Annotated in this window: 11 protein-coding genes and 2 tRNA genes; 10 read left to right on the top strand and 3 right to left on the bottom strand. The window is 55.3% G+C overall.

Annotated elements, in window-relative coordinates; all coding sequences use genetic code 11:
* Nucleotides 1-480 precede the first annotated feature (480 nt).
* The 5 genes from smc (at nt 481) to RBB81_RS13500 (ending at nt 7,007) form a co-directional block, all read left to right on the top strand.
* Nucleotides 481-4,368: a chromosome segregation protein SMC gene (gene smc / locus RBB81_RS13520; protein ID WP_353071003.1), complete on the top strand. Its 3,888-nt coding sequence runs from the start codon at nt 481-483 to the stop codon at nt 4,366-4,368.
* A gap of 165 nt (nt 4,369-4,533) precedes the next feature.
* Nucleotides 4,534-5,166: a hypothetical protein gene (locus RBB81_RS13515; protein WP_353071002.1), complete on the top strand. Its 633-nt coding sequence runs from the start codon at nt 4,534-4,536 to the stop codon at nt 5,164-5,166.
* A gap of 58 nt (nt 5,167-5,224) precedes the next feature.
* Nucleotides 5,225-6,136 (top strand): phosphoribosylaminoimidazolesuccinocarboxamide synthase, encoded by a 912-nt coding sequence (locus RBB81_RS13510; RefSeq protein ID WP_179582487.1) that lies wholly within the window; start codon nt 5,225-5,227, stop codon nt 6,134-6,136.
* 4 nt (nt 6,137-6,140) lie between these two features.
* Complete coding sequence (locus RBB81_RS13505) at nt 6,141-6,677, top strand: CvpA family protein (RefSeq protein ID WP_179582485.1); 537 nt, start codon at nt 6,141-6,143, stop codon at nt 6,675-6,677.
* A gap of 51 nt (nt 6,678-6,728) precedes the next feature.
* Nucleotides 6,729-7,007: a helix-turn-helix domain-containing protein gene (locus RBB81_RS13500; RefSeq protein ID WP_179582483.1), complete on the top strand. Its 279-nt coding sequence runs from the start codon at nt 6,729-6,731 to the stop codon at nt 7,005-7,007.
* A 366-nt stretch (nt 7,008-7,373) separates the two neighbouring features.
* Here the strand turns inward: RBB81_RS13500 and RBB81_RS13495 are convergent, their stop codons facing one another.
* Entirely contained in the window at nt 7,374-7,574 is a 201-nt protein-coding gene (locus RBB81_RS13495; protein ID WP_353071001.1) for a hypothetical protein, read from the bottom strand.
* A gap of 90 nt (nt 7,575-7,664) precedes the next feature.
* On the opposite strand from RBB81_RS13495, the gene RBB81_RS13490 reads away from it, so the two are divergent.
* A complete protein-coding gene (locus RBB81_RS13490) occupies nt 7,665-8,945 on the top strand; it encodes a type II secretion system protein GspD (RefSeq protein WP_353071000.1) in 1,281 nt (426 codons plus the stop codon).
* Here the strand turns inward: RBB81_RS13490 and RBB81_RS13485 are convergent.
* Nucleotides 8,920-10,341 carry a PAS domain-containing sensor histidine kinase gene (locus tag RBB81_RS13485; RefSeq protein ID WP_246373486.1) on the bottom strand — a complete coding sequence of 474 codons (1,422 nt, stop codon included), beginning with the start codon at nt 10,339-10,341 and terminating at the stop codon, nt 8,920-8,922. The two genes, RBB81_RS13490 and RBB81_RS13485, sit on opposite strands and share 26 nt — an antisense overlap.
* A 193-nt stretch (nt 10,342-10,534) precedes the next feature.
* Here RBB81_RS13485 and RBB81_RS13480 point away from each other — a divergent pair.
* The 3 genes from RBB81_RS13480 to RBB81_RS13470 all read left to right on the top strand — a co-directional run bounded on the left by RBB81_RS13480 (nt 10,535) and on the right by RBB81_RS13470 (nt 12,060).
* Nucleotides 10,535-10,609, top strand: a tRNA-Gly gene (locus RBB81_RS13480).
* A gap of 67 nt (nt 10,610-10,676) precedes the next feature.
* A tRNA-Cys gene (locus RBB81_RS13475) sits at nt 10,677-10,751 on the top strand.
* Between the two features lie 367 nt (nt 10,752-11,118).
* Nucleotides 11,119-12,060 (top strand): tyrosine-type recombinase/integrase, encoded by a 942-nt coding sequence (locus RBB81_RS13470; protein ID WP_353070999.1) that lies wholly within the window; start codon nt 11,119-11,121, stop codon nt 12,058-12,060.
* Nucleotides 12,061-12,572: 512 nt separating this feature from the next.
* Here the strand turns inward: RBB81_RS13470 and RBB81_RS13465 are convergent.
* On the bottom strand, nt 12,573-12,815 hold the full coding sequence (locus RBB81_RS13465; RefSeq protein WP_353070998.1) for a hypothetical protein: 243 nt from the start codon (nt 12,813-12,815) through the stop codon (nt 12,573-12,575).
* A 768-nt stretch (nt 12,816-13,583) separates the two neighbouring features.
* Here RBB81_RS13465 and RBB81_RS13460 point away from each other — a divergent pair.
* Entirely contained in the window at nt 13,584-17,012 is a 3,429-nt protein-coding gene (locus RBB81_RS13460; RefSeq protein ID WP_353070997.1) for a TonB-dependent receptor, read from the top strand.
* Nucleotides 17,013-17,246: the final 234 nt, after the last annotated feature.

The following is a 17,246-nucleotide window of genomic DNA, read 5'->3' as shown; positions in this document are numbered from 1 at the left end:
GCAGCCCCAAAACAGAGACCCCGACCAACTCGCGTCGGTCAGGTGTCTTGTTCTACCGAAGTAAGCTACTTATGCGCTGCTGACTAAGATGAGCATCTGTCGAATGCTCGTGCGCTTGAGTGGAGTGTTGGTGCGCCGTGACCGCGTGCTCATGGGCGGCCTCATGATTGCCATTGACGTGGTGCTAGGCGGCCGCATGGTGCTCTCTTTCGGCTGCATCGCTGGCTGATTAAAATCTCATGCAATGTCCCACATTACGATCCCATCAACTTGGTGAAATCCAGGGAATACAAACTCACTATGACAATCCTGAGACGAATCTTGCTCAAGCCACCCATTTATTGCGTTTCAGTCCAATTATCCACAATATGTAGTGTTGTACCCGTTGATTCCATGCCGAACCGGAGCTAGAGTTGAATCAGTCTTATTCGACTGGGGAAAGTTTCTCAAGACTCATCGGTCCTCCCCATAGAGGTGCACTTGCTCAAGCTCAAAAAAGTCCAGATACTCGGCTTCAAATCCTTCTGTGATCGCACCGAAGTTCAGCTTTCCGGCGAGGGCATCGCCGCCATCGTCGGCCCCAACGGGTGCGGGAAATCCAACATATCCGACGCCATCACCTGGGTCTTGGGCGAACAGTCCGCCAAAAGCCTCCGCGGTATCAAGATGGAGGACGTCATCTTCGCCGGCACCCGAGAACGCAAGCCCACCGGCATGGCCGAGGTCTCGCTGACCCTCGTCGACCCCGAGGTCTACGATGGAGCCAGCCTCCAGGACGACCCCGAAATCATCATCGATGAAAACCTTCCCACCGACTGGGACGAGACCACCTTGCGCCAGCAGCGCTCCGAAGAAACCGAAGAAGCCGTCGCCGAGGCCCAACCCGGCACTGTCATCGAGGGCGAGGCCAAGGGCCTACAAATCCTTCCACCTCCAACCGAGACAGACGCGGCAGCCGAACTTGCCAATCCCAACAATGTCGTCCTCAAGATTCGTCGCCGAAAGTTCGGCCGCGCCCCCGTCCGCGCCGGCGAACTCACCATCACCCGCCGCCTCTTCCGCTCCGGCGACAGCGAATATCTGCTTAACGGCAAGATCTGCCGCCTACGAGACATTCAGGACATTTTTATGGGCACAGGCCTTGGTGGTGAATCTTACGCCATCATCGGCCAGGAGCGCATCGGTCAGCTCCTCTCCGCCAAGCCTCACGACCGCCGATCCATCATCGAAGAAGCCGCAGGCATCACTCGCTTCAAGACAAAAAAACGCCTCGCCGAGTTGCGTCTAGAATCAGCCCGCCAGAATCTTGCCCGCGTAAACGACATCTTCGACGAGGTCACCCGTCAGATGACCACGCTGAAGCGCCAGGCCGCCAAGGCTGAACGCTATGGCGCGCTCCGCGATGAACTCCGCACTCGCCTTCGCGTCGTCCTCGCCAGCCGCATGTCGCAGTTAGATATCGAGCAGGCCGCCACCACCGAGAAGATCACAGCGCTCGCTGCCCAGATCGACGCTCAGGCCACCACCGTTGAAGCGATGGACGCCGAACACACTGAAGGCGTCAATTCCGGCTACGGTCTCGATCAGCAGATCCGCGAAGCCGGAGCTCAGGCGAACCAGTCTGCCGTCGAACTCGAGCGCATCTCTGCCCGCTCGGCCTCGAACGCCGACCGCATCGCCGAACTCACCAACCGCATCGCAACTGGCGCCGACGATCTCGCTCAGGCCCGCGAACAGCTTGCCAGCCTCGCCGGCGAACTTGAAGAGCATCGCAACTTCCTCAACAGCGCCACGGTCGAGTCCGCCGAATCACGAGAGGCCGCCCAGAGCCATCAGGCGCAGGCGCAGGAGGCCGTCCGCAGCGTCGCGGCAGCCGAGCAGCAGGCTGAACAAAACCGCCGCTCCACCATGCAACTCGTCCAACGCATCGCCCAGACTCGCAACGAAGAGGCTCAGGCAGCAGCAGCTCTTGCTGGTCTCGACCGTGAAGCTGAACGGCTCCTCTCCGAGTCGGAGATCGCCAGACAGGAACTCGAAACTTTGGGTCTGCAGCGTGGGCAGGTCAAGATGTCGTTCGAGTCGGTGACCGAGCGCCTTAAGCGTCTCGAGGCCGAGATCGCCGAACTTCGCCACCAGGTAGAAGCCCGCCGCAACGAGGAGTCTCAGTCCAAACGCCGCGGCGACCAGTTGCGAGGCGAGGTAGCATCCCTCGCCGGCCGCCGCACCTCCCTCGAAGCGCTGATTCGCGAACACAGCTACTCCACCGATACCGTTCGAAATCTCTTCAAGACTGACGCCTATAAGCAGAATGCCGATGGCATGGCGGCTGTTGGCACTCTCGCCGACTTTCTCGAAGTAGACGGCAAGTACGAAAATGTCGTCGACGAATTCCTCCGCGACGAGCTCAACTACGTCGTGGTCAAATCCTGGGACGCCGCGAACGCAGGAATGCATCTCCTGCAGACCGACGTCACAGGCCGCGCCACCTTCCTCGTACACCCCAACGACTCCCAGGCTAACTTCGCCTTTGCCGATGGCATGCCAAGCATCGCCCAGACCAACATCGAAGGGATCGAAGGCGTCGTCCCCCTCAAAGAGTGCGTCCGTGTTCTCGACGGCTTCGGCAAATCCCTCGAGGTTATTCTGCCCAAACTCCGTGAGGGTTTCGTCGCTCCAGACTCCTACACTGCCCGCTCGCTCGCCCTCTCAAACCCCCAGGCATTCTTCCTCTCCCCCACCGGTGAGACCTTCCACAACGTCACGGTCACCAGCGGACGCCCCCGCACGCAAGGGCCCCTCGCTCTCAAACGCGAACTCGCAGAGGTGCAGCAGAAGTTGGAAAAAGTCGAGCGCGATCTGGCTCAGACAGACCGAAACACCATCGAACTGCAGCACCAGATGGCCGCTCTCAATGCGACGATCGAAGGCAAAACCCACGAACGCCGCGACGCCGAGCGCGAGTCCGCAAACTCCGGAGCAGCTCTCCGGCAAATGGAGTCGGAGGTCGCTCGCATTGAGCGCCGCCTGCAGGACTGGGCTCTCACCAACGAACGCAATCGGGAAGCACGCAATCAGAAAGCGGACCTGATCGCGCGTCGTCAGCAGGAGGCGGAAGCCTTCGAGAACGAGCGCAGCACCTTGGAAGCCAGCCTGGCCGCCCTTCAAGAGCAACTCGAAGAGCTCCGCGCCCGACGCGAAGATCTTCAACAGGGCGCAGCAGCCGCCTCCGCCGCGCTCGCCGGATTAGAAGAGCGTCGCCGCAACGCAGCCGCAAACTTCGAGCAAACGACGCGCCTATATAACGGTCAAAACCAGCGTATCCAGCAACTCGACCAGCAAATCTCCTCTGCCGGCGCAGAGAGACTCCGCCGCGAAGAAGAGACCGCCGCTCTCGCGGTCCAGCACACCGAACTCTCAGACGTTCGCGCCTATGCCGTAGCTCAAGGCGCACGCCTCACGGAAGAGGCCCACGCTTTGCGCGTCTCTATGGCCGACCTCGACGTTCGTCTCCGCACCCTTCGCCACGAGACCGAAGCCCTCCGCGAGCAGCGTGCAGCTCTAACTGCCCGCGCCGCAAAGCTCACCTCCGACATTGAGCACATCGACGCCACCTGCCTCAACGATCTTGGCGCCGAAGCCATCACGCTCCGCGAAGACCAGACCATCACCCGGATCGAAGGCGACGACCTCCACACCCAGGAGGAAGAATCCCGTGCCCTCAAGCAAAAACTTGAAGCCATGGGTCCGGTCAACATGATGGCCCTCGACGAGTACAACGAAACAGTCACCCGTCACAGCTTCCTCGAAACGCAACGCAAAGATCTGCTCGATTCCATCGAGAACACACAAGCTTCCATCAAGGAGATTGACGACGTCTCCCGTCTCAAGTTCGATGAGGCCTTCAAGGTCATCAACGAAAACTTCTCCGTCACCTTCACCAAGCTCTTCGGTGGCGGTCAGGCCCTCATGAAACTCACCGATGCCGAAAATTCCAACGAGAGCGGCATCGACATCATTGCCTCCCCCCCAGGGAAGAAGCTTCAAAACATCCTCCTGCTCTCCGGAGGAGAAAAAGCGCTCACCGCTCTTTCCCTCCTCGTTGGAATCTTCCAGTTCCAACCCGCCCCCTTCTGCATCCTCGACGAAGTCGACGCACCGCTGGACGAAACTAATGTAGGCCGCTTCGCAAAACTCATCCACGAAATGAGCGCAAATACACAATTCGTCGTCATCACCCATAGCAAACGCACCATGTCCCAAGCGGACATCATCTACGGAGTCACCATGCAGGAGCCGGGCGTCTCTAAGATCGTCAGCGTCAATCTTAATCGCCGCGACTCCGCCGACAATCGTCGCGCCGTGGCATGATATCCCAAGCCTTTGCGCAGCTGGAGCGATTCACCACTCGCTCCAGCTTTTTTTCCAGCGTCGCTGAATTGTCTGTCTTATCGCCCCGGTAGATTGCCACTGACCAAAACAGAATCAATGAGCCTTTCTACACGCACCCACGAAAGCAGCTAATCTAAAAACGGCATGAATATACCGCTCACAACTGCCGTTCTTATTTTGTTGTCAGGAGCAATGCTTCTGGCGCGGATCTTTTGGGACAGTATCCACTCTCGTCTGAAGTTCAGCCTCATCTCAGCATCCCTAGCCTTGGTATTGATTCAAGTGTTCTTCGCTGCTTCCAAATGGGGAACGACCTCCGACAGATTGAACGTCTTTATTAACTGGCTGGCCGTCGCAGCATACGAACTCCTGGTTCTCCTCTTCACGCGACTATCTCCAAGATGGTTGACGTATTTCAGCGCGACGATTTTATTAATCCCCGTGTTTGGAGCGAGTATTATGCTCCCACTTGCCGAACTCTTCGACCCTTCTTCCTACAAGACTGTACCCATCGGCGGTAACCTCTTCTATGAAGTCAAACCATGGGGTAACCCCGGCAGTGGCAATAAAGGGGCCGATCTCATCGTCTCCTATCATCCCCCAATCGCCCCATTTCTCCGCCATAAAGTCCGGGTCATTCCTTTTAATGATCGCGAATGTAACTCAAATGCCGCCATCGCTATACCTTTTCCTGCAACGAAAACCGTTCTCGGCCGCTGCCCGCGTTGGCCGTCCGAGTCCGAGGGAACTGTCGACAAGTTATTCCCACTGTCCTAGCCTGTTACTGTCTGTTTCAGTCTGATCGCAAAACCCAAAAGGTGGTACCGTCGACCCAATGCCAGCAGCCTTACTACAGACCAATCTTGGATCACTTCCCCTTACCGCCCGCGGCAAGGTTCGTGACATTTACGCCATCTCCCCCGACCAGCTCCTTTTCGTAGCCAGTGACCGCATTTCTGCTTTCGATCATGTCCTCGGCAGTGGCATTCCGTTCAAGGGGAGGATTCTGACCCGGTTGTCGCTTTTCTGGTTTGATCTCCTCAAGCCGATCGTCCCAAACCATCTGCTCACCGCCGACTCCACACAATTTCCCCCAGAACTCCAGCCGTTCCTTGACCAGCTGGAAGGTCGCAGTATGCTCGTCAAGCTAGCAAGGATGTTTCCCGTCGAATGTGTCGTCCGCGGCTATCTTTCCGGATCCGGCTGGAAGGACTATCAGCAAACCGGTTCGATCTGCGGCATCAAACTACCAGTCGGTCTTCGAGAGTCAGATCGTCTGCCTGAGCCAATCTTCACCCCGGCGGCAAAAATTCACTCTGGCGGCCACGACGAAAATATCTCCTACGAAATGGTCGAGAAGACGATCGGCGCTACCAATGCCAATGCGCTGCGCACACTCACGCTCAAAATCTATGAGAAAGCAACCGAGCATGCAGCCAGTAAAGGACTAATCCTAGCCGACACCAAGTTTGAATTCGGTCTCACCACCGACGAATCGGGAAATGAGCAGATCATTCTTGCCGACGAGGTACTAACCCCCGACTCCTCGCGATATTGGCCAGCGGATTCCTATAACCCTGGCGGTCCTCAACCTTCTTTCGACAAACAATACGTCCGCGACTATCTCGAATCGATCCACTGGAACAAGCAAGCTCCCGCACCCGCGTTACCGCGTGAGGTGGTCGTCCGCACCAGCGAGAAATATCTCGAGGCCTATCGCTTGCTCACTGGCCGTACAAACCTTTAGGCGCATGAACCTCTTCGACTGGTTCTTGATCGCAATTCTGGCCTACTCCACCATCGTCGCCTTCCTGCGCGGCATTATCCTCGAGCTTTTCTCACTTGGCGGCCTGATCGCGGGAATCCTGATCGCCAGCTGGAACTACAACCGCCTGACTGTGTATCTTGAGCGCCTGATCGTCACACCATCAACCGCAGAGATCGTCTCCTTTCTCCTTCTCGTGATAGGAGTCATGGTGCTTAGCGCGTTGCTTGGCAAATCTCTCAACCGCACCGCTCACGCCATCGGACTCGGCTTCTTCGACAGGATGCTCGGAGCAGTCTTCGGTTTTGTGCGTGGTTGCCTCTTGGGGGTAGCCATCCTGACAGCTATCGCCGCCTTCCTCCCTCATCCCAGCTGGATTAAAAATTCGCAGCTATCTTCCTATTTCCTTGCGGGGGCGCATGCGGTATCCTTCGTTGTACCTTACGACCTTCAGCAACGGATTCTGGATGGCGCCGCTCAACTCAAGCACAACGCGCCCTATTGGATCAAACCGCTACGGTAGAGGCACAATGAGAGTGTGGTTCCACAAAGGGGCCACCAGCGAGGAATAACCTTGAAGCGCGAAATGGACGGCTTGATCACACAGATGCACAGCGCCGGCATCCCCTACTCGGAGGCCGTACGTCAGTTCAAGAAGCGCTACATCCTTGAAGTGTTGGCGCATCACAAGGGAAACCAGTGCAAGGCCGCCGACGAACTCGGGATGCACCGCAACACCCTTAGCCGTACCCTCGCCGAGCTTGACATGGACACCGCGCAGATCCGCAACGGCATGCGTCGCCCCCCCAGGAGCGAGCGCCCACACATTCAGAATATCGCCAGCGCCCGTTAACTTCCGCCTCCGTCTAATCAGCAGTCGATGAGACCCACCTTCCAAACTCGTGCGTCCGCAGTTGCAAAATACACTGCCGCGCTCGCCATCATCAGTACAGTCTCTTTTACCACCCTGGCTCAGTCCAATTTGGCCCCAAACGCCAGCGTCTCCGAAGCTGTCTCCAAACGAAACGTCCGCGCTGCTGAAGATGCCTACCTTTCTGGCGCGCGACTACTCGATCATAACGATTTAACGGGCGCTGAGTTGAAATTCCGTGATGCAACCACTCTCAACTCCTCCAATCATGACTACGCCCTGGCGTTAAGCGTTACCCACCAACGCCACGTCACCGAGCTGATACAGCAGGCTGGTAAAGCACGTCTCTTAGGGCAGCATGAAAAGGCCGAAACACTCCTGGCTGAAGCCCGCCTTCTGGATCCTGAGAACAAGACAGTAGGCTCCCAAGTCGACAACGGCGAACTCCCGAGGGCCTTCCATCCGGAGATAGAACCTTGGATTCGCGAAGGCCCTGCCATCGCTGGCCCCGTCACCCTCGAGCCCAATGCCGGTCAGAAGAGCTTCCATCTTCACTCCGACGAGCAAGACGTTATCCGTCAGGTTCTGTCAGGGTACGGGATCCGCCAAATATTCGATGAATCGGTCCAAAGAGACAATTTGCGTTTCGATCTCGACGACTCGACTTACCAGCAGTCGATCCCTGTTCTGCTAAACATTACCCACCTATTCGCGGTACCTCTGGACGCCAAAAGCGTTTTCATAGCTAAAGACACCGTAGATAATCGCCAGCGTCTTGAGCGTCAGTTGCAAGAGACTATCTACATCCCGGGCATGACCAATGAGGACATGGACAGTTTCGGCACTCTTGTGAAGAATATCTTCGACGTCAAAGAAGTTGCGGTTGGTAAGGCCTCCGGCACCCTCGTCCTCCGTGCTCCCCAGGAGACCCTGACCTATATCAACCTCACTCTCGCTGATCTTATCGACGGCGGCAGTGAGGTCATGATCGACCTTCAACTTTACTCCGTCAATACGACTAATCAACGAAACATCGGCGCGCAGCTTCCCCAGCAGGTTGGTATCTACAACGTAGCTTCAGCAGCGCAAAGTATCGTCAGCTCCAATCAAAGCCTCGTAAACCAAGCCATTGCCCAGGGTCTGGTCCCGGCTGGATCAAGCAATATCGTTATCGCGCTTGCGCTCATCGCCTCAGGCCTCGTCCAGAGCACTTTACTTTCCAATACGGTTGGCTTTTTCGGCGGCGGACTCACCCAAACTGGCGTTACTACAAATCAGTTCGCCGCCTTTAATCTCTCGCTTACTAGCAGCGACACTCGCGCCCTCAATGATATCCAGATCCGAGTCGGGGACCGTCAATCTGCCACTTTTCGGGTCGGGGAACGCTACCCCATTACTACGGCGACCTACTCCTCTGGAATTAGCAACTCATCCGTACCATCCAACGCTACTATCAATGGGGTTTCTGTCTCGAGCCTGCTCAACTCCGCAGCCGGTACTTCGGCCACAATTCCTCAGATTCAATACGAAGATCTCGGTCTGACGTTGAAAGCAACTCCAACTGTTCAAAAATCAGGCGCAATCAAAATGCACATCGATCTTAAGATTGAAGCACTGAGCGGCGGTACTGTTAACAACATCCCAATCCTCAACAGTCAGCAGTTCGCCTCGGATGTAACTCTCGATGACGGAGATACCGCGCTCATGGTCAGCAGCCTCGCCAAAAGTGAAACGGCAAGTATCAACGGCTATCCCGTGTTGAGCGAGCTACCAGGCTTTCAAACCGTTACGGCAGATCGTGTGACAGACACGAGTTCCAGCGATCTCCTCCTTCTCCTCACGCCTCACATCACTCGTCGCCGATCCAATTTAACGGTCGGTCCTAGAATCGCAATCAATTTACCTGAGCCACCAGGTTAGGACTTCCCTCTACCGGCAACCAAACCGAGAACACAGTTCCATGTCTCTCACCACGCCGTGTTCTTGCCCTGATTCGGCCGCCGTGCTTCTCGACGATGCCCTTGCTCACCCAGAGTCCAAGTCCTGTTCCGGTAAGTTCCTTCGTCGTCTGGAACGCTTCGAAAAGGTGCTCCTGCATCTCCGGCTTAATCCCCTCTCCTATATCCGCAACCGTCAGACGCACCCCGGGAGTTCCACTGAGACCATCCCGCTGCGGATGCAACCTTATCGTTAACCGCCCTCCTTTACTCATGGCGTCGAGCGCGTTCCTGACAAGGTTATTAATCACCTGGCGAATCTCTCCTTCGAGCACTCTCACCCTTGGAGTCGCCATCAACTTTAAATCGATCTCTATGTTCCGAACGAGAGTCCGTCCCGTATATAGAGCCATGACCGTCCGCAACAGCTCCGCCATATCCACATAGGTCGGCTTGCTATGCTGTCGGTTGAACCTCAATGTTTGCAACGTGATTTCAGTGACTCGAGCCAATTCACCTTGAGCCAGGGCCGCATAGTGCTGCGTATCTTCCATCGATTCCGATTGTCGAATCAGATACAGTAGGTTTGTAATCGACTCGAGCGGATTATTGATCTCATGGGCAATGGACGAAGCCAACTGCCCCACCGCAGCCAGCTTTTCTGATTTTCTCAGCGCCTCGTCCTGCAGCCGCACCTGCGTGACATCAGTATTCACAGCTACGCCGCCAAGTATCTTTCCATTTAGAAAAATCGGCGCTGCCACACTTCGAATCCAGCGATCCGACGTTTTTACCGTCTCTGTGGACCACTTCCCAGCCAGCGCTGTCTCCAGCGTCTTCAACTCCGCCGGAAACGTGCCGCCACTCATCATCTTGGCAACGTGGTTAGAACGGACTTTCGCATCGGAAGTCGCTATATAGACCCCATGCGGCATGCTCTCGATCACGGCATCCAACTCGGCCGTCTTCTGTTCCGCCAGTTCATAGGCTCTGCGAAGATTTTCCTGTTGTTGCCGGAGTTCGGTCACCTCTCGGAACGTTACCACTACGCCTGCAACGCGTCCCTCTATAACCACCGGCTGTGCGGAGATTTCTGCGACAAAGCTGCTTCCATCTTTTCGAAACATAGTGTCCGTCAGCCGCCTCAAAGCTTTACTCTTCCGCACCACGTCATAGATCGGGCACTCGGAGCCAGGAAAATGACGCCCATCCGGATAGTGGTGATGCACAAGTTCGTGCATATTGTTGCCCAGCATCTCCTCGCTGGCAAAGCCAAAGCAATTCACCGCCATACGATTAACGAACGTACAGTTCCCTTCAAGATCCAGCCCCCATATGCCCTCTCCGGCTGAATCGAGCAGGGCCTGCCAATGCTGCATCTGCCCCACGTTTTGTAGTAATGGCTGCGTCATCTACCTCATTCCTGTACGGCACTCGCTAACTCTGAGCCAGTCAACAAATGAGATGCAGTTTTTTGTCTGGTATGACGCTCAGAAAAAGAAACGCATTTGCGACTGCACGTCACACCTCGTTGACCATACTGAACATGGCCGCTATACTTGAACCTGAAGAGCGGGAGTAGCTCAGTGGTAGAGTGCTTCCTTGCCAAGGAAGATGTCGCCGGTTCGACCCCGGTCTCCCGCTCCAAATCACATCCTGCCTGCGGTACACTTCTCCTACAATCCAGCAGGGCAGAATTACATAGCCCACCCGAGGCGCGGTACCCAAGTGGTAAGGGAGAGGTCTGCAAAACCTTTATGCGTCGGTTCGATCCCGACCCGCGCCTCCATAATCTTATCCCTTTAGAATCAAATAGATTTGAATTGCTGGTAGAGAATTGTGCTAAATTTGTGCTAAGGTTTTGGCGTGGTTATCCCGAAAACCTCCGGATCGAGCGCATAAATGTCCATACAGTCCAAGTCTCCAACATCCCTACCATCACTATCTTTGTTCGACACAGGGGCGACTGCCCGCGTGCGGGTGATGAGTTCTATAAGGGTTGTCGATGCTCGAAGCATCTACGTTGGTCAACCGGCGGCAAGCAACATCGTCAGGCCGCGAAGACGCGTACATGGTCCATTGCGGAGGAGAGGCGGCGGGAGATAGAAGCGCAGTTCGCGGCGGCTGATCCGACGCGCCCCGCAGAGGTCGTCCGATTGGAAGAGCTATCCGGCAAAACAATCGAGCGAGCGATTGAACTTTTTCTCAGTGACAAGGGTTCGCAGGGTATCGACAGTGACGTGCTAAAAAAGTACGACCGTGAACTTATGCGGTTCCGTCAATTCATGGAGAAGCGATCTAAGTTATTTCCTCGCGAGATTGCATTGGACGATCTCACAGAGTTCCGGGCCGGTTGGCTGCACCTCTACCCTTCTTCTACTACCCGCTCCAAAGTTCAAGAGCGTTTGAGGGCGTTTCTGCGCTACTGCTACGAATCGCAGTTAGTTGACAGGGTGCCGAAGCTATCCCCGATCAAGGTAGATGAACCTCCCACGCTCCCCCTCACAAACAAACAATACACAAAGCTGCTCCAAGTGATCCGTGACGAGTTCACCGACGATAAGGCAACCCGAGCCCATGCGCTCGTGAGACTCATGCGTTTCAGTGGCCTTGCGATCCGCGATGCGGTCACCCTGGAGAGAGAAGAAATGAAGTGGGATAACGAAGCGAAGCTTCATCGTGTCGTCACCAATCGGCAGAAGACGGGCACACACGTATCAGTACCGATCCCTCAGGACGTGGCGGCGGAAGTTATGGTTGCGATGAAATTGAATGAGAATCCTAAGTACGCCTTCTGGAATACTGGAACCGGCAAGCCGCAGACCGCCGTTACGAATTGGCAACACGACCTTCGGCAGATATTTAGAACTGCAGGAATGGAAGACGGGCATCCACACCAACTACGAGATACATTTGCGGTGGGGTTGTTGGAGCAGGGAGTGCCTTTGGAGGAAGTATCGAAGTTGTTAGGGCACGAGTCGATAAAAACGACGGAGAGGTACTACGCGAAATGGGCGAAGGCGAGGCAGGATCGGCTCGACTCTCTAGTCGTGGCAACATGGGTCACGCCGGAGCACGGTGCGAAGGCTGGCCATTGACTCGTTACTGCTTTTTTTCTTTGTCAATATGCAGATCCATGGTCACCTTCAACCGTAGGACAGCTTGATCGAATTCCCTTCCCCTGATCGTTAGAATCGCCAAAGGTAGTGTAGATGGTATTGCCCCCCAGGGATTCACTAATTCTGAAAAATCAAGAAGATATGTCGATGTTCGACGATGATCCCCACAAAATTCCCACACAAAAAAATAATATTTTATCGTCTGATTTCCCGCGCACTTCGTCGGACTTTTTTGGACCAGTTTGGACTCAGCGAACAAACAGATCGGTGGTTCCCATCGGCTTGTTACCGGCTAGATGATCCGCCACAAAGGTCCTCGCAGGTCTTGATCGAAGGGACGAGATCGTCGCAGCGACCGGCGTGGATATCCTTGGCCCCCTTGGGGGTATGAATTGACTCTCACTGCGGCGTCACGCGATCCGCTGAACCCATTGGTTCCGCCAGGCCGGCAGCGATATTCATCTGTAGCATTTATCTCTGCGGTGGTTCGCCTACTTCAATGAGAGCGGATGTTCCGATTCGACTCCACTGAACGTGCTAACCGGGAACCGGCAGCCAGTGTGTTTTTGAAGATGTTCGATGTGGGCTCTGGCTCCGGTGTTGGATTCTTTGAGCGCCTGCACGGGGCCGTGGCAATATTTGCAGCGCATGATCTCGTCGCGTTCTGCAAGCGCCTCGTAGAGGGTGCATGGGAGCCAGCGTCCACGCACCTTCACCTCGCACTCGGTCATCACCGGCGGTTTCTTCTTAGAAGACACTAATGCGCTTAGATGCCTCCCAATGAGTTGTCCACATACTCTTTTCTTGTCTTTTGAATCTAGTGTTCTATGTGACCGCGCCTTGAGCAGGCGCGGGCCGCCGTGGCTCAGGTAAACTGCACTTCGGCTTGGTTTACTAACAAACGCAATCGTTCCACCCCCAGTGTCGATAACAGGTCAAGTCACTGATCTACTTCACTCAACGAGTGACTCGGCGATTTATCACTCTTTGACAAATCAGGTATTAGTCGCCTTGACGCGATTACGCAGCCGTGAAAAAGGCCGAGCGCTCCCCTTATGGACATCAAGCGCCGCAACCGCACAGTCACTTAGAAACAGGAACCACGAACTGGGCTCGGGATACGTACCTGCTACTTTGTGTTTTCAATGGCTTACAGGGTCAGTCGCACGCGGGTTCGCAAACAGCATGTTCAGGATCTACCGGTTTCTATCCTCGTGAAAACGCATGAGTTGTTAGGCCGGAACCCTTCACGTACGCAGCAATCGTTTTTTGAGGTTTCCGTGATACTTCCAAAATAATGTTGCAATGTTTGCAGAGGACGATTAGGTTTATCGCCTTATCTTTCTCTAGATGCGCCACACTTCTATTAGCCGTTCGGTTTTTGGAATACGGAATACGTTGAAGCACCGCAGCCTACCGCCACGAAGCTGGCTTCTTTTTCGTTCAGTATAAAAAACCCTTCAAGGCGACCAGCGAATCCTTTGCTTTCCTTTGGAGGTCATATGAAACGACTACGAACACGTCTCCTGCAGGCTGTTCTCTACAGCCTCGCCGTCATCCTCACCATCACATCCCTACCTGCCCTCAACGCCCAGATCTACCGCGGTGGCATTGGAGGCACCGTCACTGACTCTACCGATGCGGCCGTCGTCGGCGCAGCTGTGTCTGCCGTAGACACAGCTACGAGCCTTACCTACAACACCGTGTCCTCAAGCTCGGGCGAATTCAACTTTTCGAATCTGCCTTTGGGCAGCTACACCGTCACCATCAGTTCTCCCGGCTTCGCGACCGCGAAGTACGACAAGGTGCAGGTCGTTGCCGGCCCGAGTTACACGCTATCCGCGAAGCTGACCCTCTCTTCAACTGGCCAGACGGTGGAGGTGACAGCTGCCGCATTGGCGCTCGATACTGAGACGGATGTGCAGGCTACAGTTCTTCCGGAAACGGTTGTGCAGAATCTGCCCAATAGCGGCCGCGACTTTACGCAAATGCTCGCTCAAACTACAGGATTTGCTGGATTGTCCACCGGAGGCGGCGCACTCTATGCCAGTGTGAACGGAACCCGGTCCAACGCGGTAAACTGGCAGATCGAAGGCACGGACAACAACGATCTTTGGTGGAACATTCCCGCAGTCAATCAGGGCGGAGTCTCTGCAATAGCGGGCGTGATCTTTCCCATCGATGCCATTGAAAACTTCTCCTTTGTCACCACGGGCGCGACCGAGCTTGGGCGCAATCCGGGCGGAACAGCAAACCTCACCATCAAATCCGGCACCAACCAGCTTCATGGCACAGCCTACTACTTCAACCATAACGAGTTCTTTGAGCGGCAGAATCCCTTCTTAACCAGCAAGGCTGCATCGCGGAATCAAAACTACGGATTCTCCGTTGGCGGCCCGATTCTCAGGGACAAGTTCTTCTTCTTTCTGTCCGGTGAACATCAGAACTTTTTGATCGGCGCTGAAAATCACGCGACCGAACCATCGGCTGCCTATCAGAGCGCTGCCTATGCGCTCCTCGATTATTACGGCGTACCCCATAACACCGTGTCGGTAAATTTGCTGAATGGAAACGGCACTCTCCGGGGCCTCTGGCCAGCCGCTGCACTCACCGGACCTGCCAATCCGGAAAACTACCAGGCCTCAGGAAATCTTACCGGGCATAGTTTCAACGGCGTTATCAAGTTGGATTACAAGCTCTCCGACAAAGACCATCTCTCCGCCAGGTGGTACGTGGGTCAAGGCACGCAGACCGCGCCAACCTCCTCCGATCTGACACCGTACTTCGAGAACGCACCCATCCACGTTCAAAACTACTCTTTGATCTACAACCGCATTATTACCTCTTCGATGGCCAATCAGGTCGCTGTGGGAGTCAGCTATTTCAACCAGGTGTTTGGCGATGCCGATACAGGATTCAATCCCATCGGCCTCGGATTCAACACAGGTGTCACCGATCCAGCTCTGCCGGGCTCCCCCCATTTGGTCATCGGTCCCACCAGCAGCAGTAATGGCCTTTCCGCTGGCAACACTGGATTCGATCCGACCGGTGTCACTGCGCCTTCGGGAAGGAATGACATCACCGGCCACCTTGACGACGATTTAACCTGGACCAAAGGGGCGCATCAGCTCCATTTCGGCGGTGAGATCCGCCAGGCTCAGGTTGACGACTTCTATCAGACCGGACAGCGCGGAACCATCTACTTCGACGGCTCTCAGGGCCCATGGAACTACGCGACAAACTTTGTCGACGGAGTGGCGCAGACACCGTGCTCTGCATTAGCTACAACTAACCTTGGAGTAGCTCCCGGAGCTAATCTGAACACGACATCCAATGTCCTTTTCCTTGCAGACTTCCTGGCGGGATGCTTGAATCCAACGTCTTCGAGCATCGTTCAGGGAAATCCGAAGCGACAGGTTTTCGTGAACACATTTGCCCTCTACGCTCAGGATGCCTGGCAAATCACCAAACGTTTCAACTTCAACTACGGCTTGCGCTACGACTATGAAGGCCCTGTGCACTCTGACTACCCCAACCTCTCGATCTTCAACCCATCGAGCCCAACCGGTCTTTCAGTCGCAGGGCAGGGCGTGGCAAACGTCTATCCCAAATTCTGGAGCGGTGTAAGCCCGCGATTCGGGTTTGCCTATCAACTGGATAGCACCGGCACTACGGTCGTTCACGGTGGCTACGGCTTTTACTACGACTCCGTCTATATGAAATCGATCTTGCAGAATAACGGCGCGCAGAACATCGCCGTCTTCGGGCCAGGCCAGAATCCAGCAGGTATTGATCAGGTCGTGAACGCACAGGGTCTCAACCAGGTGGTTCAGTCAGGAGTTGACATCTTTCCTGCCTTCAATCCCTCAAGCATCCTTGCCGATGCTGCGCCGGGTAGCATCACCATCTCCACCTTTGACAAGAACTTCAAGCCTGCCAATGTGCAGATATTTGACCTGAATATTCAGCGCAGCCTCACAAACTCAGTCATTGCCCAGATAGGGTACGTTGGCTCAAAAGGAACTCATCTCATGGGCTTGTTCGACATCAACGCCGCCGCTCTGGGAAGCGCCTACAACCCTTGCCCACCCCCAGATGTCCTTCCCGGAGGTTCTTGCAGCGTCAATCCCCAGCAGCTCACCCGCCCCTACAACACCCAGTTTCCAGCATTCGGCGTGATCGACGCAGCCCGAAGCAATCTCGGCTCCATATATCACTCGCTTCAATCAAGCCTGCGCCTCCAGGGATGGCACGGTCTAACCGCGCAGTTGGCCTACACCTGGTCGCATTCGCTCGACTATGAGACCGGAGCTCTGCCTTATGTCCCGCAAGACCCCACCAATGAAAAAGGAGAGTACGGAAACTCCGACTTCGACGTTCGCAACACCTTCACAGGGTACTTCAACTACGCAATCCCAACCTTCCGCGGGCCAGAGCGGCTCACTCACGGCTGGGAGCTGAACTCCGGATTCTCCTTCCACGGCGGCACACCTTACACCGTCACTGCGAGTTCGAATGTCAGCGGAAACGGGGAGTTTGCGGACCGGGCGGTACAGGTGATTGCTAATCCCACAGCCGGTGTCGCCCACGCCATCGTCAACGGCTCGGTTCAATGGTTCAATCCCGCTGCCTTTGTTGACCCCGCGCCCGGAACCTACTCCCCAACACGCCGCGGACAGAACTACAATCCCGGCTATAAGGCGTTCGACCTCTCTGTCATCAAGACGACAGCGATCACCGAAAGAGTAAGAGCTCAGTTCAAGGCAAATATCTACAATCTGTTCAACACCACGAATCTGGCACCGGTAGGTTTTCCATCGACTGGTCAGGTCGGGGCAATCGGCTCCACGCTTGGACCCTATCTCGGTAACCCCACCATCGGGCCGGGCGAACCTCTCAATGTTGAATTCGCCTTGAAGATCCTCTTCTAGCTCGAACAACAGAAAAGCCCCATCCTCCATCGCGGGGGCGGGGCCTTTCGTCGTTCAATCTCTTTGCTGTCGATTCCATTCTCATGGCCATACTTCGTTGTCGCTTTGCTTGAGATCATCCTGATCTATGCCTATCGAGCTAACTTCGCAGGCATCTTCACCGCCAAAGCGAAGACAGTCGTTTAATACAAACCGACAGACGACACCTAGGTTTGACCTTGCTGCGGCATCTCT

Origin of the sequence: Tunturibacter gelidoferens (genome assembly GCF_040358255.1) — a bacterium.
Classification (GTDB): Bacteria; Acidobacteriota; Terriglobia; order Terriglobales; family Acidobacteriaceae; genus Edaphobacter; species Edaphobacter gelidiferens.
The sequence above is the reverse complement of the archived record's forward strand: the minus strand, read 5'-3'. Positions and strand labels throughout refer to the sequence as shown.

Bases quoted from the DNA above. Each gene is read 5' to 3' on its own strand.
- RBB81_RS13515 (WP_353071002.1), top strand. From the start codon at position 4,534: ATGAATATACCGCTCACAACTGCCGTTCTTATTTTGTTGTCAGGAGCA.
- RBB81_RS13510 (WP_179582487.1), top strand. From the start codon at position 5,225: ATGCCAGCAGCCTTACTACAGACCAATCTTGGATCACTTCCCCTTACC.
- RBB81_RS13505 (WP_179582485.1), top strand. From the start codon at position 6,141: ATGAACCTCTTCGACTGGTTCTTGATCGCAATTCTGGCCTACTCCACC.
- RBB81_RS13495 (WP_353071001.1), bottom strand. From the start codon at position 7,574: ATGGAAGCTCTTCTGACCGGCATTGGGCTCGAGGGTGACGGGGCCAGC.
- RBB81_RS13485 (WP_246373486.1), bottom strand. From the start codon at position 10,341: ATGCAGCATTGGCAGGCCCTGCTCGATTCAGCCGGAGAGGGCATATGG.
- RBB81_RS13460 (WP_353070997.1), top strand. From the start codon at position 13,584: ATGAAACGACTACGAACACGTCTCCTGCAGGCTGTTCTCTACAGCCTC.